The organism is Candidatus Accumulibacter vicinus, assembly GCF_000584955.1.
In the GTDB taxonomy this organism is placed as follows: domain Bacteria; phylum Pseudomonadota; class Gammaproteobacteria; order Burkholderiales; family Rhodocyclaceae; genus Accumulibacter; species Accumulibacter vicinus.
This window is the reverse complement of the sequence record NZ_JDSS02000019.1, coordinates 335,514-357,586: the sequence shown is the minus strand read 5'-3', so window position 1 is coordinate 357,586 and position 22,073 is coordinate 335,514. Positions and strand designations below refer to the sequence as shown.

The window sequence follows — 22,073 nt, the reverse complement described above, 5'->3', positions numbered from 1 at the left end:
CGGCGGCGCAAGCCTGGCGCGGGTACGCCGCACAAGGCGGGGCGCGGGATCTGGTGGTGTCGACCTTCGCGAAGTTGCGCGAGGGCGCGGCGCCGTCGATGCTGACAACGGCCTGGCATTACTCGGACCCGGCGTTCATGCGCCACGACATGAGAAGTGGAAACCCGTTCGACGGTCGAGAAGTTGCCTATACCCCACTGAAGCCAGGAACTACAACGTTGATGGTAGACGGCGTCGAGCGCCCGGTGCTGAACAGCAACGGGAAGCCGATCCACTGGTCCGAGGAAGGGACTCGGAATTTCTGGAGGTGGTTCGGGGAGAGCAAGGTGGTCGACGCCAACGGAAGGCCGTTGGTGGTTTATCACGGGACCGACGCTGACCTCTATTTCTTCGATAAGGACAAGATAAAGTCGCGATTCTCTTACAGCATCGGCTACCACTTCACGACGCGGCCGAGCGAGGCCATCATTTACGCGAGCAACAAACTCGGTGAACAGATGCGCGATGGCGGCAACGTGATGCAGACCTATGTGCGCCTGCTGAATCCTCTGATCGTGGATACCAAGCACCCGGCGGCGTCGATCGAGGTCGATCTGCACAGCGGGCCGCTGTTCGACAAGATCTCCGGAGCGCGCCGCGCCGGAAAGCCACACGACGGAATCATCGTTCGCCGAGAGCGCGGCGACGAATGGGATGGCTGGAATGTCGTCGCCTTCAAGCCCGAACAGATCAAATCCGCCACTGGAAACACCGGGCAGTTCTCCCCGTACAACTCCGACATCCGCCACAACGTCGCCGCCAACGCTCAGGCCACCATCGCTGATCGATCCCTCTACGACATGGCCCAAGAGGGCAGGACATCTGCCGAAATTCTCTCGTTCATCGGCAAGGCCAGCCGCCGGCCATTCAATCGCCTCTTGGCGACCCATCTCGCGCGCATCGGCGTTTCATCGACGATTACGCTCGACAGTCAAGGCGGGTGGCAATTTGGCAATACCTCGCGGGCGCAGCGGTACGCGGCCGCCTACAACCCGCGCACCGATACGGTGGCGCTCTTCACGCCGCGCGAGGCCGAGCGGCACATCCTGCATGAGTTGGTGCACGCCGCGACGCTGAAGGCCATCGCCAGTGGCGGGGTGTCGGCCATGCGGATGCGCAGGCTCTTCCTGCACGTGCAGCGATCGGGAAGGCTCCGCGGTCAGTACGGCATGTCGAGCCTGGATGAGTTCGTCGCCGAAGCCTTCAGCAACCCGAGGTTTCAGGAGGCGCTGAGAAGCGTCCCGGCGCCGGCAGGGTCGATACTGAAGAGTGCGTGGCAGTGGTTCGTGCGTCTGGTGTCGCGTGTTCTCGGGCTGCGGACGGCAGGGCAGGAAACGGCCCTTGATCGGGCGCTGACGGCAGGGGCGGAGTTGATGCGGGAGAACGCGGCGCTGGCCAGCGGGACGGAGGCGGTTCGGTTCAACTCCGAAGCCCGCCTAGCCCCGAACGGCAACCCTTCCAACCTCAACGAACATCAGTGGCAACAGGTCAGGACGCCGGAATTCAAGGCGTGGTTCGGGGATTGGGAGTCTGCCGCAAAGCTGGAGTGGCTGGACACTGGAAAGCCAATTGCAATGATGAGCGGGGATGAGGTCCCCGTATTTCCAAAACTTAAGCTGCTCGCTCAGTGGGTTGGAAAGTATTGGGCCGATGAGCACGGCGGGGGGGTGGTCAATCCTGACCTGGGCCGCATCGTCCTTGATGAAACCGCAGCGAGCTTTTCAATCGGGCACGGCCTGAGTAGAAGCAAGGCGAACGCCTTCTACCTCGTGCCCAAAGTTCTTGAGAATGGCGTGGTTCTTGGGCAGCTTCCGAAAGTGGCCAACAAACCTGATGCATACGTCATCGCAGCTCCTGTCGCCATTGGCGAAAAGACATATCGCGAGCTCGTGGAGGTTCGGATCGACCAAAACATGCATCGGATGTACGTGCATGAAGTCGTGCTAAGGGAAGAAAGCCCCGATAGTGCGTTCAATTCCTCTGCCGCGTCTTCATCTGGGAAGGCTGAGCCACAAGGCGCACGGCACGGGGCTATCTGGAATTTTATGCTCTCCCTGCGCAAAGTCAAGGCGTCCAGGGCCGTCGACGCCAACGGCGAACCGCTGGCGTCGCAAGTCGACCAATGGGAGTCGGATCAATCCTCTGGCGACATCCGCTTCAGCGCGGCATCAGACTGGTACAACGGGCCAAGCGGCGCGCCTGTCCGCAACGCCTGGCAGCGCGCCAAGGCGAAAGCCGCCGAAATCCTCTCGCCGAAGAACCTCGACAAGATCATCTACGAGCTGCAGGACAAATACGTCGACCTGAAGCGCCTGCGGGAACACATCCAGTCGATTGGCGGCACGATTACCGACATGAACGACGCCTACCTGGGCGAGGAGCTGTACCACAAGCGCCTTGCGCACCGGACGGAGGAATTCTTGAAGGCTGAATTGCGCCCGCTCCTTGCCGAAATGAAGGCCCGAAGCGTAGGCGTGCAGGATCTCGAAACCTTCCTCCATGCTCGCCACGCTCCGGAAGCAAATGCCGAGATGGCGAAGCGCAATCCGAATCAGGCGGAGATCGACGCCGGGCAGCAGAAATCGACAACGCGGGTGCGCAACCTGGAGCAGCGCTTGCAGAGCGCCAATGCGAAAGGGGCGGCTACCGTCGCCCTCGAACAGGCGCTGAACGACGCGCGCGGCGAGTTGCTGCAGTGGAACGGCGCGCAGGCGTTCCGCGGGACCGAGGAGGAACGCCGTTCCCTGTCCGGCCTGTCCGACGCAGCCGCGGCGGCGATCATGAACGGACTGACGCCGGAGCGGCGCGCCAACCTGGACGCGCTTGCGGCCCGCGTTGACGCCCTCAACGAGGGAACGCTGCAACTTCTTCAGAGCTACGGCCTGATGAGCCGCGAGAGCCTCGATACCTGGCGCAAGACCTATCAGTACTACATCCCGCTTCACCGCGACGAGGCGCACCCGGATAGTGTCAATCATCCGATCGGTCAGGGGTTCAGCGTCAAAGGCGACGCGGCAAAGCGTCGCACCGGCAGCAACCAGAGTGTGACGAACATCCTTGGACACATCGCCATGCAGCGCGAGGCGGCGCTGACCCGCGGCGAGAAGAACCACGTGATGCGCAAGCTCTACCTGATGGCGCGCCAGAATCCGCTGGCGGACGTGTGGAAGGTCGGCGATGTGCCGACGATCGATACTATCGACAAGGCGACCGGATTCGTGAAGACCGTACCCGATCCGCTCTACAAGACTCGTCCAAACGTCCTCCTGCTGCGCATTGCCGGCAAGGACGTGGCCATCGCGATGAACGAACACAACCCGCAGGCGTTGCGGATGGCGCAGGCGCTAAAGAATCTGGACGTCGACGACCTGCACTACCTGATTCCCGTGGTCGGCAAGATGACGCGCTACTTTGCGAGCATCAACACGCAGTACAACCCGATTTTTGGCGTCATCAACCTGATGCGGGACACGCAGGAAGCGGCATTGAACCTCTCGACGACCGAACTGGCCGGGAAGCAGAAGGAAGTGATGACGGACACCCTGAGCATCCTCAAGGAAGTGCTGAAGAATAAGGGGCGCATGCCGAAGACCGGCGCTTGGGCCACGCTCTTCGAGGAATTCAACCGCGTCGGGGGCACCACAGGATACCGGGATCTGTTCCTCGATGCGGAATCGCGCAGCAAGTCCCTGCTGAGCGAGTTGCAGGCGCTCGATCGCGGCAAGGTGAGCCAGGCGGCGCACGCCGTTGCAGACTGGCTATCCGACTATAACGAGGCGATGGAAAACGCTACCCGCCTGGCGGCTTACAAGGCGGCGATCGATAACGGGATGAGCAAGGAACGCGCGGCGAGTCTGGCCAAGAACCTGACGGTCAACTTCAACCGCAAGGGGCGGCAGACGCGCGAGCTGGGCGCGCTGTATGCCTTCTTCAATGCCGCGGTGCAGGGCACGACGCGCATGGCGCAGACGCTTTCCGGGCCGGCGGGACGGAAGATCCTGGCCGGCGGGGTGCTGCTCGGCGTCGTGAATGCCCTACTCGGGATTGCCATGATGGGTGGCGCCGGCGACGAGGACGACGAGTGGGAGAAGATTCCGGAGTTCGTCAAGGAGCGATCCATCGTCATCCCAACCGGGAAAGACGCCTACCTTTCCATCCCGATGCCGCTCGGCTTCCAGTTCCTGCCGAACATCGGTCGTCTGGCGGTCGAGATGGCGGTCTACAAGGACAAAACGGCCGGCAAGCAAATGGTGGCGTTGTTCCAGGTTCTGGCCGATGCGTTCAACCCGATGGGCGGATCGTCGCCGGCCCTGCAGATTGCGGCGCCCACCGTCCTCGATCCGTTCGTGGCGCTGGCGCAGAACAAGGACTGGACTGGCAAACCGATATTCATCGAGAACCGCAACAGCCTTGATCCGAAGCCTGGCCTGCAGAGGTCGAAGGACTCGGCCACGCCCTGGGCGAAGGGACTTGCGGATGCGATCAACGCCATCACCGGCGGCACCGAATACACGCCGGGCGGCTGGTCGCCGACGCCCGATCAGATCGACTACGTGATTGGGCAACTGACCGGCGGCATCGGGCGCGAAGCGGGCAAGGTGGCATCCACGGCGGCGGCGCCATTCACCGGCGAAGAGTTGCCGCCCTACAAGATTCCGCTAATCGGGCGGTTGTACGGCAGCACCGCCGGCCACTCCGGACAGTCGGAGAAGTTCTACGAGAACGTCACGAAGGCCAACGAAGCCCAGAACGAGATCAAGGGACGGGTGAGGGCAGGGATCTCCGTGGCCGACTATCTTGCCGACCATCCGGGCGCCATCTCGCTCGCCGCGCGAGGAAACGTGGCTGAGCGGCAGGTGGCCGCGCTACGGAAAGCTCGGCATGACGTGGTGACGAAGGGCGGGCCGGACGAAGTTTCCAAGGTCCGGGAGATCAACGAGAAAATGGCCGTCGTCATGCGCAATTTCAATAAAGAGGTCGGTCTGATCGGCGGAAGGGCTGGACCATGAGCGCCAAGTCTTTCCCCCACTCCAGCGAGGAGGATGACCAGGCGAACGCCACCCGGAAAGGATACGACGGGGAAGACAGGCGCTCATGGCAGGGCGAGGCGGCGGTACTGCACGGAAGGCTAGACCGAATCGAGGAGCTGGCCAGAGGCACGCATGAGCTTGCTCGATCGACGCACGACTCGGTTATTTCTCACGTGGCCGAGGAGCGCGAGACCAAGGCGGCGATCGACGAGCTGATCCTTCTGTGGCGGGGAAGCAAACTGATGATCGCCGCCTTCAAGTTCTCGATCCCGATCATTGCGGCACTCATCGGCGCCGCAATGTGGGCAAAGGATCATTTGAAGCTATGAGAGATTACCTCATCTCCAGGGCGCTAGAGCCTTCGACGTGGCGCGGGCTGGTGCTGATTGCTACGGCATGCGGGGCAATGCTCTCTCAGGACCAGCAGGAGGCCATCGTCACCGGCGGGCTGTTGTTGGCCGGGCTCATCGGGGCCGCATTTCCTGACAAATCCTCACCGGAGAATCGAAAATGAAAATCATCGCTCTGGGCGCTGTGCTTGCCGGGGGGATGGCATCGAGTCCTGCGGGGCTGCTGGACGCTGCGCAGAAGTGAGAAGTACAGGCGGGAAAAAAAGCCGCCCGTAGGCGGCTGTTTTGACTATGACCAAATCGTGACACGAAGTGCCGGATTTATGCCTCCTGTGACCGATTCCAGCAGCTTTTGGTCACGATTTTTATCCGGACAGCAGACGTTTAAGGTTTCCATCTACCTGATTCATCAAAGAATTTTGGTAGGCGCGATTGGACTCGAACCAACGACCCCCACCATGTCAAGGTGGTACACGGCGAGCGTATGCGTTTGAATCATCGTGGAAATTCTGACGGCTCCGTCTGGACTATGCCCAAATCGTGACGAAATGTCACGCTTTGCGCTTCTTCTCGACGTCGACCAGCCTCGAATTTCCTGCCACGCCGGCTAGGTGCTCTGGCGACAAGTGAGCGTACCGCAGGCCCATTCGTGGAGTTTTCCAGCCGCCGAGGGCGAGCAATTCGGCCAGGCTGGTACCGGCCATCATGTGGGCGCTTGCCCAAATGTGGCGCAGATCGTGCCACGTCAGGTCTGGCACTCCGGCCGCCTCGCATGCATGACGCCACGCTCGCGTCGAAGTCTTGAATACCGGCTTGCCGCGATACGGGAACACGATGACGGGGTGGGCGCCGACCTGCTCGCGCAGAACCGCGACCGCCTCGTCGCTCAACGGGACGCCTATGGCGCTTCCCGACTTCGTCTCGTCTGCATCGACAAACGCAACGGCGCGATCCAAATCGATCTGCGGCCACTCGAGGTGGGTGACATTGTGCCGGCGCAGCCCGGTTGCAATCGCGAATCGAGCCATCTGCCGTAGGTGCGTCGGCAGCGCGTCCTGCAGCGCGTGCCACTGCGCGACAGTGATCCGCGCGATGCGTCCAGGCGGTTCTGGTCGCCGATCCAATATCGGAAGTTTGTCGATCCACCCGCGGCGGCGCGCGACGTTCATGATTGCGACGATCTGCGCGATGTAGCGATTGATCGTGCCGGCTGACAGATCGCCGCGCGCATCGAGAAGCGCGTCGAAGGCGTCTGCATCGATGTCGGCCAGGCGCTTTCCGCGCCAGCGTTCGCTGATCCAGCGCAGGCGATAGGCGTCCGACTGGCTACGCGCCGCTGCGCGCATCCAGACTTCGGCTGCTTCCGACCAGGTACGATCTACCTTTTTTCGCTCACCAAGCGCAGTGCCGCGCCAGAGTTCTGCTCTGATCTTGTCGTGGTACTCCTGCGCTTCCCGCCGATCGCTTGTGCCAGTAGAGTGTCTAACCCGGCATCCGTCGTGCGTGATGCTGACGTACCAGACGGACGAGCCTTTGACTTGGTAGAGGGACATGGTTTTTCCTTCGCCGGGCATCCGGCATCAACCCAGGCCAGCAGCGCAGATCGCCGGAAAACCCACCGGCGGCCAGGCTTCGCTGCCGGTACATTGCCAGACCGAGCGAGACTAGCCAAGTGATCCTCGCTGACGTGCAGCAATGCGGCGGCCTCGCCGAGCAGAATCAGTGGTTCGCTGTTCATTTCCGCATTCTCAAATCTTTTTCCTCCCATGCACCAGCTTTTGCACCAGTTCCGGCACGCGCAGCAGCACTGGGTCCGGTAGCACCGTGCCATCGTCGGCCGTGAAGGCGGGCTGGCCGAGGTGCTTGGCGCACTCATCCACCAAGCCGCGATAGAAATCGGCGTTGCGCTGGGCTTGCGCTGCCGTGTCCATCCACGCCGCGATGCGCCGCGCAACAGCCTCGGCCAGTCGCACGTCCATCTCGATGCCGCTGGTGTCGTCGTCGCACCAGCACTGCGCGGCCATCTGTCGCGCTGTGTCCATATATTGTTCCATCGCGTTCCTTTCTCTTGGCCACGGCGGGCCTAACATGGCAGTCAACCGGCCAAGGCCGGTTACTTCTGCGTTCGGCATCACGGCTGCACGGCAATGGAGCCGTCAGGCTGAGGCGCAAGCCGCACAGTCGCGTCGCTGTTGGCCGGGACGGCTTCGACCGTGATTCGCGCGCCGACCCAACCCGGGCAGTCGCTGCGCTGGATCGGGAAAAAGAAGCCTTGCGGCTTCCCTACGGTCATCGGCGCCAGGGGCGATTTCAAAACGGACTCGGCCAGCAGCTTCACGGCGAACGGGTTGAGGCCGATGGCGTGAAGGTCTTGCATGATGTTGCTCATTTCTTCCTCTCGTGTGGCGGCTCGGCGATGTTGAACCTCTCGCTCAAGCGGACCCGCCTCCGGCGGCCCGCTTAGCTCGGGCGTTAGGCCTCAAGTGGCTGGAGCAGCGTCTTCGTCGGTAAACCGCTGGATGGCCATTCGCACATTGGCAATCTCTTCCTCCACTTGAATGAGCGCGTCCAGGTGCATAACGCTACCGTAGCAAGAGCCAAGGCCGCCGAGAGAGCCGTTATCAAGCATGTCTTTCACTGCCTCCAGCTCATTGCTGTAGGTCGAAACTACAACACCGCCGCGAGCCTTCAGAATCACAATCGGCGCGCTGGAAATAATCGTGCTCATCACTGTCCTTTCGCTTCGGCACCAGAGGCCGAACAGGCGGGTCAACCGGACCCGCTACGGCGTCCCGCCTACGCGGGCCGGTTACACTGGTTGTTCGGCGTCACTGGCGCTGCTGCGATTGCCGCGCCAATCGCGGTTTCGTAGCCCCAGTCTCCGGGCGACCCGAAGGCTTTCGCCAGCGGCTTCCCATCCACCACATGCGCCAGCACGCTTAGCAGGTCCGCGGCATCGCGCAGCGTCTTGTCCTCTTCTTCCGTGGTCGATGCCACGTTGCGAACCTCTGCTGCTTTTTTGCGCAGCGCCGCTGCAAGCTGTCTTGTTTCCATCGGTTTCTCCTCGGTTGTGAGCGCCGAACCCGGCGCTCAAGCGGGACGCTCGCTATGCTCGCGCCCCTTAGCTTGGTCGTTCGGCGCCATCAGCACCACGTCACCATGCCCGGCGCCGCCGCCAGGCACATTGCTCTCGTAGGCCACGCCGGCTGCTCTCAGTACTCGGAGCGCTTTACCGAGTGGCATCGCCCACGCGGGTGGGCCACCATTGGTGCTGTAGCGCCACGCTCGCGGGTGCGTCTCGACAGGCCAGAGGTGCGCAGCCAGCGCGTAGTAGCTCATCCGTCGCGTAGGTGTCGCAGACAGCGCAGAGACGATGCGTGCCTGCAGTGGTGTCAGCCTCATGCCGCCGAACCCTGCGTTCCAGCGGACTCGCTACGCTCGCCGCTGAACTCCACGTTGGGCGTCACCATCTTTAGCCATTCAGCCATCGGAATGAACCGCGGCCCCCATTCCTCAACAGGCAATTCAGGGTCGTTATTGTCGTCGTACCAGATCACCCAACCGTCGAGTTCCAGCGCCAGCGTTCGGCACTTCCCCAGTTGCTCGGCATCCATTTCTCCCATGCCATAGCCCCTGTCGCCATCTTGCAGCGCGGCCCATATGTGGTACTCGTTGCCCATGTACCATCCAGCGCAGTAGCAGTCCTCGCTAATGCCGCTCATCAGCTCATACAATTTGTGCTGCTGATCGGTCATGTCCTGTTCACAAATCATCTTGCTCTCCGTAGTTACGAGCCGCCCAACTTTGCGTTCAATGTTGCTGTAAAAGTGATCTTTTTTGCGTTGGGGCCTAACAGGCGGGTCCGGTTGACCCGCTACGGCGTCCCGCCTACGCGGGCCGGTTACCCTGGTTGTTAGGCCCGTACAACTCCGCATGTAGCTTCAGACCGTCAGCATCCATACCTGGCAGCATTTCTTGCGGCTCTCCGCATTTGCCCTTCAGGTACACAAAGCACTCCGGGCCACATCCGCCGGAAATGCCGACGTTGAAGCATTCGCTTGTGCCTACCGGGTAGTTCCCGGTGTTTGCCAGCGCGTTTCCATGCCGCAAAGCCTCAAGCTCATTTCGCGGTGCCGGCTCAAACAGCAGCTTCATCGGATCTGCCGCATCCCGTTTCCTTGCGGATGCCCATCGCCCAAACTTGGCAACGTTCTTTGCCCGCTCTTGCGCCTTGAATTCGTTTGCGTTCATCGGCTCTGCTCGTTAGGCCATACATCTGCGGCAACAGAAGGCACGGCTTCGTTGGCAAGGTGCGCCTTCTCGGCTTTCACGCGGCGCACGCGCTCGGCAGTGGCAGCGTCTTGCCAGGTCGCATACCCGTCCGGGCCTTGCACAGCGGCGCGCAGCAGGTGTATCTCTGCCCACAGACGCGCGGGGTCTTCCTCGCTATCCAGCAGCGGGCCTAACCCTGCGTTAGAAGGCGTATTAACATCCCGTGGCTGCGGGAGTGGTCCGGCCCATATCCCGCCCCATTCTTTTGCCGGGGCATCTGCCGGTGCATTCTTGTAGCCACCAATGCACATTTCTTGAGCAAGCAAAAAGAGCTCTTGGTTTTTGTAGGCGGACACCTGTACAAAGGCGACTTGGTCGCCGATCAGTCGTCCGCCTTGCCAGTAGTAAAACCCAGGCTTGGTCGGTGATTTTTTCGTCCATCCCATTTTTCGTCCTTTTCTACAGTTGACCGTAGCCTTCTAACTCTGCGTTGCAGCGGACCGAGTACGGCCGCTGAACTTTGCGTTCGGCCTCAGTGCGGGCACTCATAGTCGTCCGGCAGCGTGTCGAAGGCTCGGCGCTGCGCCTCGTACTGCTTGCGCGCTTCAGCATTGCGTCAGCGAGGTCGTGCGCGGCCTCGTGGTGGCCGCCGTCATCGGGCGTCGGCGCGGTGACGTGCCGGATCTGCTCCAGCGCGTTCACCAAGTCTTCGTAGCTTGGAGAGTTGGCGTAGTTCGCCGGCACGGTCGGTGGTTTCATCAGCATCACTGTCCTTTCGCTTCGGCCCCGTTTGCTGGGTGTTCTTCGCGCAGTTTGTCCAGCATGTCGTTCCACTCGCGCAGGTGGTCGCTTACCAGGGCGCCATACTGCGGCGGCAGTGCTTCGACCATGATTATGGCGAGCCTCCAAGTGGATTCCTCCATCAGATCGGCGCGCTTCTCCCAGTACGTTTTGGGCCGCAGGTGTTGTGGAAGTGGCATATCTGTTCTCCAAGTTGTTCACGCTCCGTATACAGACCTAAAAACTGCGCTCCAGCCGACTCGGCTGATCTTGAGCGTTAGGCAACACAACAACATCGTCGCTTGCCACCCAAGCAATGCCAAGCGTTTCATCAGGCCGCCACAAGAGTCAACCGTAGAAAGTGCGTACTCGCCAGGGTAAGAATCGTCTTCGCCCATCAGCCACATGGTGCGCAAAACAAATCGCGCGCCAGCCTTCTTCGCAATCCACGGCTTTATTGGTCGCCCTTTGTACTCGGCGCGCGGTCTAAATTCGCAAAGCACACCGTCGCTGCAGCGATGCTGCTCCCAGTCAACAGCCTGGGCGGTGTTGCCTAACACCTCGCTCAACGCCGACCCATCGCAGAGGGCTACTTGGTCTGCTTCCATGTTGCTCCTATTCGCCGCGCTGGGCGGCGTTAGCTCGCACGTTGGGCGTCATTGCGCGCACTTGCTCGCCGTCCAGCCTCCGCCGGCTTTTGCTGCACCACGCTTCGCCGCTTTTCGCTGGCGCTTCGCCTCTGCCTTCGCCAGCGCAATCTCGTCTTTCTCAGTGCACCGGCCTCGGTTGTCTGGTTCATTTCTTGGCGGCCTCACGGGGGCATATCGCCTGTCATCACTGCGGACCGTAATAGGCCTACTCGCGCCAGCCATCCCTGCTCCTGCCGTCATAGCCACCATCGTCGCCAATGCCAAACTGATGCGTCCTGTCATGTCCGTTTCCTTTCTTCCTGTGCTTGTTCTCGATTTCGCATCTCTGCCAGTTGTGCGCGCAGTTCATGGCTCTCGAAAAGCACCGTCTGCGTACACGCCGGGCAGTCGTACCAGGCTCCGCAGAATTTCTGCTCCGGCGTCTGGCATGCCAGTGGCCGCAGCACCATATATATATCCCGTGCTCCGAGCACTTTGGCAGCTCCATCAGCAGTGTTGTTGTCATCACTTTTCTCCGTCACTCAAGTGGCTCGCTATGTAGCAACAGCCGGCGCTCCGGCCTTCTGCGCGTCATAGGTGTCGATGGCCCACTCCAGCGCGTAGCAACACCACAGGAAGCGGTGCGTCCACACCTTGCAGTCGCGCTCCCAATCTTGGAAGCGGAACCTGTCGTGCTCGAACTCCCACAACGCCACCCATGCGTGGTGCTCGCTGTCGTCTGCCGCGGCGCACACTTGTTCGTCGATCTCCTGCCAGAGCGCTGCTCGACGCTCGGCGGGGTAGTCTTCGTCGTCGCTGGTGTGCTGCTCGAAGTAGTCGCGGACCTCGGCCCTGAACTTCTCGGGCGTCCACTTGCGCACGCCGTCACAACGGTCGGCGGCCTCCAGCTTCTCGGCCCAGTACCGCAGGTCAATGTGGTACTGGCCGCGGTTCTCGCCGCGCCGGAAGAACCGAAACATGTCGTGCAGGCGCCGGAAGACGTAGGTGCCCATGTCTCCCGTGTAGCAGAGGTAGCCGGGCCATGTCAGCAGATCGAAGTGCATGCACATCGTGCCGGGCCGCTGGAACCTTAGGTGCCGGTGCACGCCGTCGTCGCGGATCACCTGCATCTGGTGCAGGGCAATGTCACCGGTGAATTGGTCTGCAAAGGTCATCGTTTCTCCAAAAAAGTTGCTGCATAACACTCAAGCGGGACCACCTACGGATGGCCGCGTTAGGCCGCAAAGTCCGCGTACTTCTGGTTTGCCAGCCTTACCACTTCGCAGGCGAATTCCTGCATGTCGTTGTTTCGCTTGCGCACATGCGCCTCCAGTTCGGCAATCCTGCGCCTCAATTCTCCGGCCTTGCGCACTTCGGCAAGCAACGCCTGCATATCGGCGTGCGCTTCTTTGAAGGTCAGCTTCGCATAGCCCTTGGTCACACAGTCCCAGCGGTACGCCAGGTCTTCTAGGTCTTTGTCTGTCATTTTTCCACCCACCCCAGTGCCACGATCGCTGCTCGAGCAGCGGGGAGTTGAGTGCCCTGCTGCTCCACTTTGGCTTCGAGCCGTTTCTGGCTCCCTGATGAGACCAACTCGGTCATTGCAGCGAACAAAGAGAGTGCGGCGTTGTGCTTGGTCTGCTTCTCGCGAGAAAGCTGGTCGTAATTTACGCAAACCAACTTGCGGGCCACTCTTCGGGCGTGCCGGCGGGATTTGTCCCTGGCCCGATCGCTCAGGTCCACGATCTCATCATCGCTCAGGCGCCGAAGTCCTACCATCAACACCACATCGAAGACGATTCGCTTGTCGATGACCAGCCGATTACGCGCTGTTTCCAGGACATGCCAGAAGAGGTGGATATCTCGGCCAATCTCCGCTGACAGTTGGTCGTAGGTGGCCATGCCGCCCACCGGGATGTCGCTCAGAAACCGGATCAGGGCAGCGCTGTCGCTACCCTGCCGGAAAAGCGGTGTTTCTTCGTCCATTTTGGTCCTCATGTGTTGTGGGTTCCTTGCCTTGTCTTGTCTCGTCGTGTCTTGCTTTGTCATGCCCAGTCACGCCGAGCGTCACAGTGTCTAGTCCTGCCAAGCCGCGATGCTTTCGCATCCGACAGCCCCCTCGACGAGGAGGCTGAAAGCTGCGTGATGCCCTTGTCTTGTCATGCCAAGCCCGGTCTCGCCACGTCTTGCCGCGCCCGGTCCTGCCAAGCCCCGCCTCGCCATGCCCCGTCGAGCCAAGCCACGCCACGCCGGGTTTTAATTCCAGACCAGCTTCTCCACCTTGAACCTTCCATAAATTCCGTTGTTTCGGGGGCGAAACCTACCGATACCGACGAATGCGCCGGCTTGTTCCAGGATGTTCCTGAATACGTCCTCGGTGACGGTTTCATCGAGGATGTAGAAGGTCACGTCGCCACCCCATTGGTGAATGACCGGGAAGCACTTCTCGACGCGCCGGCCGCCGCCGCGGATCCCGTCCGAGGGCACGAACAGCCACTCGCCTTTGACCTCGTCCTTTTTGATCTGGAGGATCAGGGCATCGGTGACCAGAACCCCGGCCTCGATGTGCTTGGTGTAGGTGCTCTTGCCCTTTCCTGGAATCTGGATGGACAGAAACTTGGCGGCGTCAGACAGGCAGTTTTTGAAGGCCATCGGCGGGATGAACACGTTTCCGTCTTCGTTGGCGTGCACCCGGTCTCGCCAGGTGCGCTCCTCGAAATCCTTGGGCAACTCCTTCGGGAGCTTGTCGGTGGTGTAGTGCTTGCTCTGCGAATAGGGAGAGATTCCGCGCAGGGTGGCGATTGCAGTTTTCATTCTCGAATTCCTTGGGTTGACTTGTCGCCGTTGTAGCGGCCTTTGGTGGCATAACTGGCATGTGCCGGGACGGGCTCATGCTGGAAGAAAATCATCTGTCCGATTCCGTCGCCCTGAGTCAGGACGATCGCGTGGTGCCGGGAGTTGTTGACCAGTTCCAGGGTGAGCACGGAACCGTGCCACCCGGCGTCACACCACCCGGCATTTGCGTGGTCGATCGCAATCCGGGCCATCGAGGACTTGAGCTTGTACTCCGCGCTGACGTTGTCGGGCAGGTTGAACATCTCCTCCGACTGGGCCAGGATGAAGTGGCCCGGTTTCAGGAGGTAAGGGCCGTTCTTCTCCAGATCGACCTTGCGCATCGTCAAGGGGTCTCGCTGAGACAAGGAGATGACGCGGTAAGGGCCGTTCTTCTCCAGATCGGCCTTGCGCATCGTCAAGGGGTCTCGCTGAGACAAGGAGATGACGCGGTAAGGGGGAATACCCTCAATGCTGTTGCAAGGGATCTCTTCCAACAGATACCGCCCGAGATGGATGTCCAAACTGGCGGCATTCACCGCCTCGGGCCTGGCCCCGACCACGACACCTTGAACCAGCAGGTTCTGGATGCCGCAATGGCTGATCAACATGTAGCGCACCTTTCTGTCCGCAGATCGCGGATTGCTTGATGGTGGGTATCCTGTGACAGGGTGTTCCCCTGTTGCCTGCGAAGGATTCGTGTTTCCTCCTTCAACGCTTCCAGGCAGGCCCGTAAAGAAGCCACTTCTTCCTTGAGTTCCGCCACTTGTTGGCGCAAACCCGCTATCTCAGGGGTTCTGGAGTCCACTTACTTCTCCTTCCTGGAATCAAGCCACCGGAGAACCTCTTCCCGGTCCCAAAACCGGCGGCTGGCGATTCGTCGGGCGGTAGGGAAGTCCCGCTGGCGGGTGATGCGCTCGATGACGTGTCGCCGGCTGAAAAACGGCAGCATGTTTGCCACCTCATCCGAAGTGATGTAATCAGGGCGCTTTGCCATGTTTCTCCTCCAGGAAGATCACCGCACCGGCGAGGTAGTTGATCGCCCCCAGCAGTTCCTTGACGGCCACCTCGGTGGGCAGCCGCTGGGACTCCTGGGCCTTCTTGATGGCTTGGTAGAGGAGGCCCACGTGACTTCCAAGGAGGCGGCTAATGCTCAACATCGGCTGTTCTTCGAAGGGGAGACTCTGGCCGTGACGAACGGCGCCTTTACCTATTGCTGCCTGTCTCCAGGCCCGATCGAGAACGCTGCTCAGATTGAAATAGTCGTCTTGTCTGAGAGGGTCTTGTCTGAGAGCGCTCGGCGGGCTCCATCCGGCCTTCGGCAGTTCCCGCACGCCTTCAGGCTCCAAAGGGGAGGGGTTGTTCATCACGCATCCTTTCGATAGAAGGGCGACGTGAATCCGTCGCCGGTGAGGGGTAATCCGGGAGCCCAAAGAATGGGTTGGGCAAAGATTGCTTCGGCACGCCGCAACTCCGCTTCGGCGATGTCTTCGGGGACCTCCAGGATCACCTCGTCATGCACGTGCCCGACGATCGTGAATCCCGCGGCGTCGAGCCTGGTCATCGCGACGGCGAGACAATCTCGGGCAACGGCCTGGGTGTGGTTCTCCAGGAGCTTGCCGGCGTAGGTGGATGTCCGACTCCACTGCTTGGTTATCGGGTCCTGGCCGTCGTAAGTAACGTTCATGTAGCCGGTGATCTCGGACTTCTCAATCCTCGGCTTGACATAGCAGAGTGATCTTCCGGACGGCAGGTCCATGAACAACATGCCGGACTCATACCTGAACACGTACCGGTCGTTGCCGTGTGGGAGGTGATCCCGCAGGCAGCGTTTGGCATCGATCTCCATTTGCCTGCCGAACGACAGGATGTTGGGGTTGGCCTCTCGCCAGGCATCCACCAGCGGCTGCAACTCTTCAATGTGCAGTCCCATCTTCAACGCGCCCATCGTGATGAGCGCGCCCACCCCGCCGTGATAACCGAGGGCGAGTTCGGCAATCTTTCCCTTTTGCCGGAGAGGGCTTTTCTTGCCAATCGATTCGATCGGCACCTTGAACATCTCCGCGGCCGACGCCTCGTAAATCTTCCCGTGCCCACAGAACACCTCCATGCGCCAACCTTCGCGCGCCGACCAGGCCAGTACGCGCGCCTCGATCGCCGAGAAGTCCACCACGGCGAACAGCTTTCCTTTGGGAGCCACGAAGGCCGATCGGATCAGTTGCGAGAGAAGACTCGGGATGTCCCCGTACAACAGGGCGAGAGAATCAAGGTCCTGGTCCTTCACCAACCCCCTGGCGAGGGCTAAATCCTCCTGGACCAGTTCGCTCTTCGGCAGGTTGTGGGCCTGCACGATTCGGCCGGCCCAACGCCCGGTGCGGTTCGCCCCGTAAAACTGGAACAGACCACGAATGCGCCCGTCTGCGCACTGGCTGCGGGTCATCGCGGCATACTTGCTGACGCTCGATCGAGAGAGCTCCTGCCGGAGCTGCAGTGCCCGTTCCACGGCGTCGTTGTCCGTCACTTTGAGGATCGCCTTGACGGACTCCTTGTCCAGCGAGTCCGTCTCGACATCGTGCTCTTCATACAACCAGGTCTTGAGCCGGGCCACCTGTGTCGCCTTGGAGATGCCGGTGAGGGCCATGAATTCGGCGGTGGCGCGTGCTTTGAGTGTGGCGTCGACGGCGATCGCCGCATCGACCAGATCGCTGTCGATCAGCCACCCGCGGCGGTTGATTTTCTGGTCGAGGAACCACAGGTTCTGCTCCTCAGCACTCGGCGCCCAGCGGAGCAGTTTCTCCCGTATCGCCATCTCGGTGGTGACATCTTGCGCGCAGTAGTCCTTGAAGAGTTGCCACCGGCCAAGGTCATGAGCGGGGAAGTTCCGGGTCCTGCCCCCGTTGACCTTTGTCGGTTTGCAGGGGAGGCAGAAGTAGCGAATGAGGCTGTACCCGATCCCCATCTTCCGCTTGTCCATCGGCAGCTTGCAGACCTCGGCAACCTGGGCAAGATTTCCAGGCAACCCCAAGGTCAAGGCTAGAACGCTGGTGCATTGCCACTGCTCTGGTGGCAATGGCCGGCCAAAATGCCGGGACAAACAGGTGATCTCGAAGTTGGCGTTGAACGCTGTCTTGAGAAAACCCTCGTCGAATATCGCCTCAACGAGAGCGGGCGGAATGCTTTCACCCTGCGCCAGATCGATGACGGCACGGGGGCCGCCGTCCAGGCTGTACCCGAAGAGGAGAATCTCGAAGTCGGGATGCTCGGCGTAGGGATAGACGCCGGTCTTTTTCAGGTCCACCGGAGAATAGCTCTCCAGGTCGATGTTCAAGGTGTGCATCGTTCTCCTTATCGGGATGCGCGGCCGGTTTGACAGACCGTGACAGGCGCTCCTTTCTTCTCTTGCCGGGACAAGCCCCCCGGTATGGGGATGCCGCGCATGAGTCAATACCGAATCAGGCCGGGCTTGATTCGGTATTGGCCCGCTGTTTTGGGCGAGGTGGCCAGAGGAAGCCTCCCTGGCCAAAACAGGGAGGCAGGAGGTTCAGGCCAGAAAATCTTCTTCGACTTCGTCGAATTCCTTGGCAACGGTTTCGGGGTCGGCCGACGTGCCGAACGGCTCGTCCTTGCGGGTGAATTGAATCGCCCGGAGACTGGTGCTGACGCCCTTCTTTCCCTCGAACTCGTAGCCGTAGAACGAGAGCTTGACGTTGCCCCAGTCACCGGAGACCCAATCCTTGGCCTCCAGGACGGGCTTGCGCTTGCCGTCTATCAGCACCGGCGGGTACTCCTCGGCCGACCGGGTGGAGATGTAGAAATAACCGGGGTGCTTGGGCTCCCCGTCGTTGTCGGTCTCGACATCCCCGTCGAGGAGGCAGGGCTCGAACTTCTTCGGGATCTCCTTGAACTTGGCCTTGAGCGCCGACTCGACAACTTCCCGGAGTTCCTTCAAGGTGGTCAGGGGGTCCAAGCAGTAAGCATTAGGCGTCTTGGGAATCAGCAACGTGGCTGAGAACTCGATGGCCTTGCGCAAGGTGTTCAGGCGGGGCTTGAACACATTCAGGTACGACAGCCGCACGTTGGGGACGATGACGAGTGTCCCCTCCTCGTTCAGTTTCTTCATTCTTCCACTTCCTCAGTGATGTCAAATCCAGAAGCCTGGTCGGCTTCCACTTCCGGCCGCTTATCGTTGGCAGCCACCAGGGTGAGTGAGCCGGGGGGCTTCTCGACGAAAGGTTCGAGCAGTTCGGTGAACTTCTTCTTCGTGATCAGCCGCTCCATTTCAGTGATGCCGAGCAACTGGCGCTCGACGGGGGGTTGGTAGATCGCTTCGCCAGGGAAGCCGGCGGCGATCAAGGCCTTTGCTGCCGCCTGGGGGTCCTTGTAGCGTCGGTTTGACCGACCACGGACGAGTTTCCAGCCGGCGAACTTGCGCCCGTTGCAGGCGGCTTTCAGGGCGTAAGCTTTGACATCGTTGGCCCACTTGATGAGTGGGTCCAATTTGGCGTACAGCCGGGAGATGTCTTCATCGCTCAGGAGGTGTGGCAGCTTGAACTCTTGCTGCGCGAGGTCCAGGTTGGCTTCGGCACGCGCCCGGCATTGCCCTTTGGCCTTACAAAAACGACAGTGGTCACCCGGATTGAATTCGCCATCCCCTGCCCATGCCGCCCTTGCGATAAGGGCGATACTGTCTGCCCATGCCCTCAAATCCTCGAGGGAGATGTCCCAACTCTCCGGCTCCGGGGATAGTCGGGGCTGGTGAATGGTCAGCCTGATGGTGTGGATGTCGTACAGCAGACCGGTTTCTTCCAGCGCACCGAAGCCGTACAGCTTGGCCTGGGGGTTCTCCACCGGCGAAACCACTATCCCCTTCCCAAACTTGAGATCGATGACCTCAAGAATGCCATCGCACACAATGACCAAGTCCCCGGTACCGAAGCCCTCGGGTACCACACGGCTGTAGTCCAGCCGTTGTTCCAGAAAAATCTCGGCGTCTCGGTTGATGCGGCGCGCGTGCTCGATCTTTTGGATCGCCGATTGAACGTAGAGGTGGACTGCAGCTTTGAAATCCTCGGTCACCCGCGAGTCAGCCCGGAAAGCCGTCCAAGCCTCTGTGTAGGCCGTCGCAGATATTCTGAATAGGTACTTCTGGAGTTCGACCTTGGCCATTTCGTGGGCCAGGGTGCCCTCCTCGGCATAGGGGGATGCCGTCTCGGGAAGGCTCTCTTCCAGTCTTGCCGAGGGCGGGCACGCTAGCCAGCGGCTGGCACTGCTGGCGCTCAGAATCGCGTGTTCGTTCACTGTTTGGCCTCTTCGAGCACGGCACTGTAGTGCTCCTCCTTGAGCGCAGATACGCTCGCGGCACCGTACTTGGCCAGTAGCGCGATCGCTTTCTCCCGGTTGGTCTTGACCAGAGCGGCCAGGGCCGCGCGGACTTCGACCACCGTCGGCTTCTTGTCAGAAGGGGAGGCATTCGTCGCAGAACCAGCGGTTTCCTGGCTGGAATAGGGCAGGGTATTCGTACTTGGCGGGGGCGCCACAGACGAAACAGACTTTCCCGGCGCCTCGGCAGTGCTGGCCGGCGCCTCTTCCTTCTTCGCGGCAGGAGTCTTACGGGCCGCACGGGTGATCGTGTTCTCGGCAGCGAAGGCAGCGGCCAGATTATTGATCGCGGCAAGCAAATCGGGGCTCGCGGCCAGATTGACATTAACATCGAACTGCATTTTGTTTCTCCAGAAAAATGGGGCGCGAACGCCCCGATGTTGTAAAGCTGAGTCCCGCGGGCCATTAACCCGTCAGGTGGTTACATGGAAAAGCAAGGTAGGTTCCCGAACTTTAGGTACGACGGTTCAGGAACCGGCACGGGGGGCTTTCTCATCAATCTTTCCTTTCTGCCACAAGAGTGCAGAACACCGGGCCTTGGGGGGTCTCAACATGTCCTGATCGAATACAGTCACCAAGGGAAGGCACCGTAGGCTCGGGATCTGGCCAGACACTCAGAATCGCCCACAAGATGACCCCCCATGAACTCAGAACGATCAACAAACCGGGGAGAAATGCTCCACTGTCCGAGCTATTCTTCATCGTTACTCTCTGTTACTGGAGCGGGGACATCAACCGGAGTAGCGCCTCCACGAGACGCACGGAGAATCTCCAGCGCCTGGGCTAGGGGGATTTTCTCAACGCGAGCGCCATCCTGCCCCTCAGAAATGTCAAAAATATCCATGTCAATCCTTCACAAGAAGAAACCCCGTTGGTGAGGGCGGGGTTTCGGGGGTTGATTAGTCTTCCGTTTCGAGGGAATCAAGGACCCATTCAAATGTGTCGGGGAGGCTATCGTTATCGATACGCATAGGCATTACCAGAGCCTGGATATCGCCATCCCCAAAGAAGACTACAGCGGCTTTTTCCGGGCCGTTTTGAGCGAGAACGGGGGAGGTTTTTAACCCCAGAAGTTTCTGCACTTTGGTCAAATCCCCCAGATACCGCAGGTCAAAGTGCCCGGCTTTGAAGGAAACTTCACGGGGGAACACTCGGCGCCAGTCAACCCCACATTCATCCAACGAAACGCCTTCTTTAGTCATCCCGTTCCAGTTAATATTTACTTTCCGAGATAATGAGCCCGTATTTGCTTCTTCCAGAGGCGCTTCTAAACTGATGAGCACCGACCCAAAAGGTTTGATGTGTTCAAACATCACCAGGGGGATAACCGCTTTTTGCACCTCCTGAGTGTCGGAAGCCTCCCCATTAACTCCCGCCCGAACAATCGCCATTCGGTGACCATCGGTGGTCATCAGACGGGCTTCCTTGGCACTTGCCTCTACTGATATCGCCACCAGACGCTCACGTACATCCTTTACCGCTGCGAACAATTTCAGCGCCGCGATGTATTTCGCATCGACAATGATTTGACGCTCCATGTTTTTACCCCCTTGAATGAAAAACCCCACCCTCATCGGCGGGGTTTCGAGAGTTGATCAGGCGGCCATCTTGAGCTTGGCGAATTCGTCGGCCAGCTTCCAGAGTGCCTTGTTCAGGCGGACGTTTTCATTCACCCCGCCAACCTCGCAGGTCCGGGTCCGCCGACCGCGGGTACTACGGCCGCTCAGACCCCCCTGGATCACGTTCTCCTGGATCACGTTGAAGGTGGTCCAGAGATCAGTCTTGGTGTCCTCCCGCCGGCGTGGCCGGTTGAGTTGGTCGAAACTGTGGATGGGTGCCAGGCTGTTGCCGGTCTCGGGGTCGCTGCCCCACCGGATTTCGGCGGCGGCTTCGGCCAGCAGGAGTTGTTCAGGACGGCTAAGGGAAATCGCCCTGTACCCCTCGACCCGCTCGCCGACCCTCTTGATGTTGTCGAGCACGCGGAAGCTGCCCTCGATCACATCCTGCACGACGTTGCCACTGTGACGGATGCGGATGTCGTCGCAGATGTCACCAGCAATCAGACCGTTGCTGCAGACCATGCGGAACAGCCCGGACATGAGCTGATAGGAGGAACTCCCATCATGGCTGTTCAACAGCACGATCTCGGGAACCTCCTTGCCGCCGAACGTCATGGCCCCGGCATCCGGGTGGCGCAGGCGAACGAGGTGCTTCGTGTGCTCGCGCTTGCCTTCGTCGCGGCAGCGGGTCTGGCGGACCTCATAGGGTTGGAAACCCTCGGCGCGCAGCCCGTCGAGCACGTTGATCGTCGGGATGAAGGCGTAGCGCACTCCGCGGGATTCATGGGGCTCGACGGCCAGGACGCTCGGCGCGTGCCGGGCGATGTCGTCATTGCTCAAAGGGGAGTCGCTGCGGAAAGTGGTCTGCTTGCTGGAGGGGGTATAGTGACGGGTTGCATACATGGTGAAGCTCCTCGTTGTGACGCGTAGAGTGCGCGGGTTCTCAGATTCTCAGGTTTTGGTTCAAGTTACTGCAGGGCGTTTTGGGGAACCTGCTCGACCGTGAAGCCGAGTAGGCGAATGTTCGCGAGGTCGTTGCTGGCCAGGGTCTTTTTCCCGGCGATGGCCGCGAAACGTTTGGCTGCTTCGTTGATCGGGTAGATCAAGTCGTTGCCGTAGACATTCCGGACTTGGATTTGAACAACTGGGCCATTCATTTCATTCTCCTGATTCACGGGTTGAACTGATTTTGGTTTTGCTGAT

29 protein-coding genes are annotated in these 22,073 nt (G+C 60.4%); 2 read left to right on the top strand and 27 right to left on the bottom strand.

From position 1 onward, the window contains the following. On the bottom strand, nt 1–929 hold a 929-nt coding region (locus tag CAPSK01_RS22320), incomplete at its 3' end, for a hypothetical protein (RefSeq protein WP_273703309.1). Between CAPSK01_RS22320 and CAPSK01_RS08010 the strand changes: the two genes are divergently transcribed. Both CAPSK01_RS08010 and CAPSK01_RS08005 read left to right on the top strand, forming a co-directional pair. Then, on the top strand, nt 918–5,048 hold the full coding sequence (locus tag CAPSK01_RS08010) for an LPD38 domain-containing protein (protein ID WP_273703308.1): 4,131 nt from the start codon (nt 918–920) through the stop codon (nt 5,046–5,048). The genes CAPSK01_RS22320 and CAPSK01_RS08010 overlap by 12 nt on opposite strands. After that, complete coding sequence (locus CAPSK01_RS08005; protein WP_034924772.1) at nt 5,045–5,398, top strand: hypothetical protein; 354 nt, start codon at nt 5,045–5,047, stop codon at nt 5,396–5,398. Before CAPSK01_RS08010 ends, CAPSK01_RS08005 begins: the two co-directional genes overlap by 4 nt. A gap of 572 nt (nt 5,399–5,970) precedes the next feature. Here CAPSK01_RS08005 and CAPSK01_RS07995 read toward each other — a convergent pair. The 26 genes from CAPSK01_RS07995 to CAPSK01_RS07875 all read right to left on the bottom strand — a co-directional run. After that, complete coding sequence (locus tag CAPSK01_RS07995; protein ID WP_273703307.1) at nt 5,971–6,993, bottom strand: site-specific integrase; 1,023 nt, start codon at nt 6,991–6,993, stop codon at nt 5,971–5,973. 174 nt (nt 6,994–7,167) lie between these two features. After that, the gene (locus CAPSK01_RS07990) at nt 7,168–7,443 is read right to left on the bottom strand and encodes a hypothetical protein (RefSeq protein ID WP_273703306.1); all 276 of its coding nucleotides are present in this window, start codon (nt 7,441–7,443) and stop codon (nt 7,168–7,170) included. Nucleotides 7,444–7,550: 107 nt separating this feature from the next. Beyond that, on the bottom strand, nt 7,551–7,808 hold the full coding sequence (locus CAPSK01_RS07985) for a hypothetical protein (protein ID WP_034924762.1): 258 nt from the start codon (nt 7,806–7,808) through the stop codon (nt 7,551–7,553). Between the two features lie 90 nt (nt 7,809–7,898). Beyond that, a complete protein-coding gene (locus CAPSK01_RS07980) occupies nt 7,899–8,147 on the bottom strand; it encodes a hypothetical protein (RefSeq protein WP_034924760.1) in 249 nt (82 codons plus the stop codon). Nucleotides 8,148–8,215: 68 nt separating this feature from the next. Next, entirely contained in the window at nt 8,216–8,473 is a 258-nt protein-coding gene (locus tag CAPSK01_RS07975; protein WP_034924757.1) for a hypothetical protein, read from the bottom strand. Nucleotides 8,474–8,509: 36 nt separating this feature from the next. Further along, nucleotides 8,510–8,821 (bottom strand): hypothetical protein, encoded by a 312-nt coding sequence (locus CAPSK01_RS22315; protein ID WP_273703305.1) that lies wholly within the window; start codon nt 8,819–8,821, stop codon nt 8,510–8,512. Beyond that, the gene (locus CAPSK01_RS07970; protein WP_034924755.1) at nt 8,818–9,192 is read right to left on the bottom strand and encodes a hypothetical protein; all 375 of its coding nucleotides are present in this window, start codon (nt 9,190–9,192) and stop codon (nt 8,818–8,820) included. Before CAPSK01_RS07970 ends, CAPSK01_RS22315 begins: the two co-directional genes overlap by 4 nt. 115 nt (nt 9,193–9,307) lie before the next feature. Next, nucleotides 9,308–9,670 carry a hypothetical protein gene (locus tag CAPSK01_RS07965; RefSeq protein WP_273703304.1) on the bottom strand — a complete coding sequence of 121 codons (363 nt, stop codon included), beginning with the start codon at nt 9,668–9,670 and terminating at the stop codon, nt 9,308–9,310. Next, entirely contained in the window at nt 9,667–10,137 is a 471-nt protein-coding gene (locus CAPSK01_RS07960) for a hypothetical protein (protein WP_034924752.1), read from the bottom strand. Before CAPSK01_RS07960 ends, CAPSK01_RS07965 begins: the two co-directional genes overlap by 4 nt. 13 nt (nt 10,138–10,150) lie before the next feature. Next, nucleotides 10,151–10,456, bottom strand: a complete 306-nt coding sequence (locus tag CAPSK01_RS07955) for a hypothetical protein (protein WP_034924750.1) — start codon at nt 10,454–10,456, stop codon at nt 10,151–10,153. Beyond that, nucleotides 10,456–10,671: a hypothetical protein gene (locus tag CAPSK01_RS07950; RefSeq protein ID WP_034924748.1), complete on the bottom strand. Its 216-nt coding sequence runs from the start codon at nt 10,669–10,671 to the stop codon at nt 10,456–10,458. Before CAPSK01_RS07950 ends, CAPSK01_RS07955 begins: the two co-directional genes overlap by 1 nt. Before the next feature lie 18 nt (nt 10,672–10,689). Then, nucleotides 10,690–11,079 (bottom strand): hypothetical protein, encoded by a 390-nt coding sequence (locus CAPSK01_RS07945; protein WP_034924745.1) that lies wholly within the window; start codon nt 11,077–11,079, stop codon nt 10,690–10,692. Nucleotides 11,080–11,654: 575 nt separating this feature from the next. Further along, on the bottom strand, nt 11,655–12,275 hold the full coding sequence (locus CAPSK01_RS07940) for a hypothetical protein (RefSeq protein ID WP_034924744.1): 621 nt from the start codon (nt 12,273–12,275) through the stop codon (nt 11,655–11,657). A 59-nt stretch (nt 12,276–12,334) separates the two neighbouring features. Beyond that, on the bottom strand, nt 12,335–12,586 hold the full coding sequence (locus CAPSK01_RS07935; protein ID WP_034924742.1) for a hypothetical protein: 252 nt from the start codon (nt 12,584–12,586) through the stop codon (nt 12,335–12,337). Next, nucleotides 12,583–13,086 carry a hypothetical protein gene (locus tag CAPSK01_RS07930; RefSeq protein WP_273703303.1) on the bottom strand — a complete coding sequence of 168 codons (504 nt, stop codon included), beginning with the start codon at nt 13,084–13,086 and terminating at the stop codon, nt 12,583–12,585. Before CAPSK01_RS07930 ends, CAPSK01_RS07935 begins: the two co-directional genes overlap by 4 nt. A 270-nt stretch (nt 13,087–13,356) precedes the next feature. Beyond that, complete coding sequence (locus CAPSK01_RS07925; protein ID WP_034924739.1) at nt 13,357–13,914, bottom strand: hypothetical protein; 558 nt, start codon at nt 13,912–13,914, stop codon at nt 13,357–13,359. Further along, nucleotides 13,911–14,543, bottom strand: a complete 633-nt coding sequence (locus tag CAPSK01_RS22310; RefSeq protein WP_273703302.1) for a hypothetical protein — start codon at nt 14,541–14,543, stop codon at nt 13,911–13,913. The genes CAPSK01_RS07925 and CAPSK01_RS22310 overlap by 4 nt, the downstream gene beginning before the upstream one ends. A gap of 197 nt (nt 14,544–14,740) precedes the next feature. Further along, nucleotides 14,741–14,929: a helix-turn-helix domain-containing protein gene (locus CAPSK01_RS07915; protein WP_034924737.1), complete on the bottom strand. Its 189-nt coding sequence runs from the start codon at nt 14,927–14,929 to the stop codon at nt 14,741–14,743. Continuing rightward, nucleotides 14,913–15,299 (bottom strand): hypothetical protein, encoded by a 387-nt coding sequence (locus CAPSK01_RS07910; protein ID WP_273703301.1) that lies wholly within the window; start codon nt 15,297–15,299, stop codon nt 14,913–14,915. Before CAPSK01_RS07910 ends, CAPSK01_RS07915 begins: the two co-directional genes overlap by 17 nt. Then, nucleotides 15,299–17,269 carry a DNA polymerase gene (locus CAPSK01_RS07905; RefSeq protein ID WP_034924734.1) on the bottom strand — a complete coding sequence of 657 codons (1,971 nt, stop codon included), beginning with the start codon at nt 17,267–17,269 and terminating at the stop codon, nt 15,299–15,301. Before CAPSK01_RS07905 ends, CAPSK01_RS07910 begins: the two co-directional genes overlap by 1 nt. Before the next feature lie 204 nt (nt 17,270–17,473). Then, nucleotides 17,474–18,052 carry an ssDNA-binding protein gene (locus tag CAPSK01_RS22305; RefSeq protein WP_273703300.1) on the bottom strand — a complete coding sequence of 193 codons (579 nt, stop codon included), beginning with the start codon at nt 18,050–18,052 and terminating at the stop codon, nt 17,474–17,476. Beyond that, nucleotides 18,049–19,230, bottom strand: a complete 1,182-nt coding sequence (locus CAPSK01_RS07895) for a DUF2800 domain-containing protein (protein ID WP_034924731.1) — start codon at nt 19,228–19,230, stop codon at nt 18,049–18,051. Before CAPSK01_RS07895 ends, CAPSK01_RS22305 begins: the two co-directional genes overlap by 4 nt. After that, nucleotides 19,227–19,652 (bottom strand): hypothetical protein, encoded by a 426-nt coding sequence (locus CAPSK01_RS22300; RefSeq protein ID WP_273703299.1) that lies wholly within the window; start codon nt 19,650–19,652, stop codon nt 19,227–19,229. The genes CAPSK01_RS07895 and CAPSK01_RS22300 overlap by 4 nt, the downstream gene beginning before the upstream one ends. A 558-nt stretch (nt 19,653–20,210) precedes the next feature. Further along, on the bottom strand, nt 20,211–20,849 hold the full coding sequence (locus CAPSK01_RS07885; RefSeq protein ID WP_273703298.1) for a hypothetical protein: 639 nt from the start codon (nt 20,847–20,849) through the stop codon (nt 20,211–20,213). A gap of 57 nt (nt 20,850–20,906) precedes the next feature. Continuing rightward, nucleotides 20,907–21,773, bottom strand: coding sequence for a DUF932 domain-containing protein (locus CAPSK01_RS07880; protein ID WP_273703297.1), 867 nt, complete (start codon nt 21,771–21,773; stop codon nt 20,907–20,909). Nucleotides 21,774–21,838: 65 nt separating this feature from the next. Beyond that, nucleotides 21,839–22,073, bottom strand: a 235-nt coding sequence (locus tag CAPSK01_RS07875) for a hypothetical protein (RefSeq protein WP_273703296.1), incomplete at its 5' end; no start/stop codon positions are given.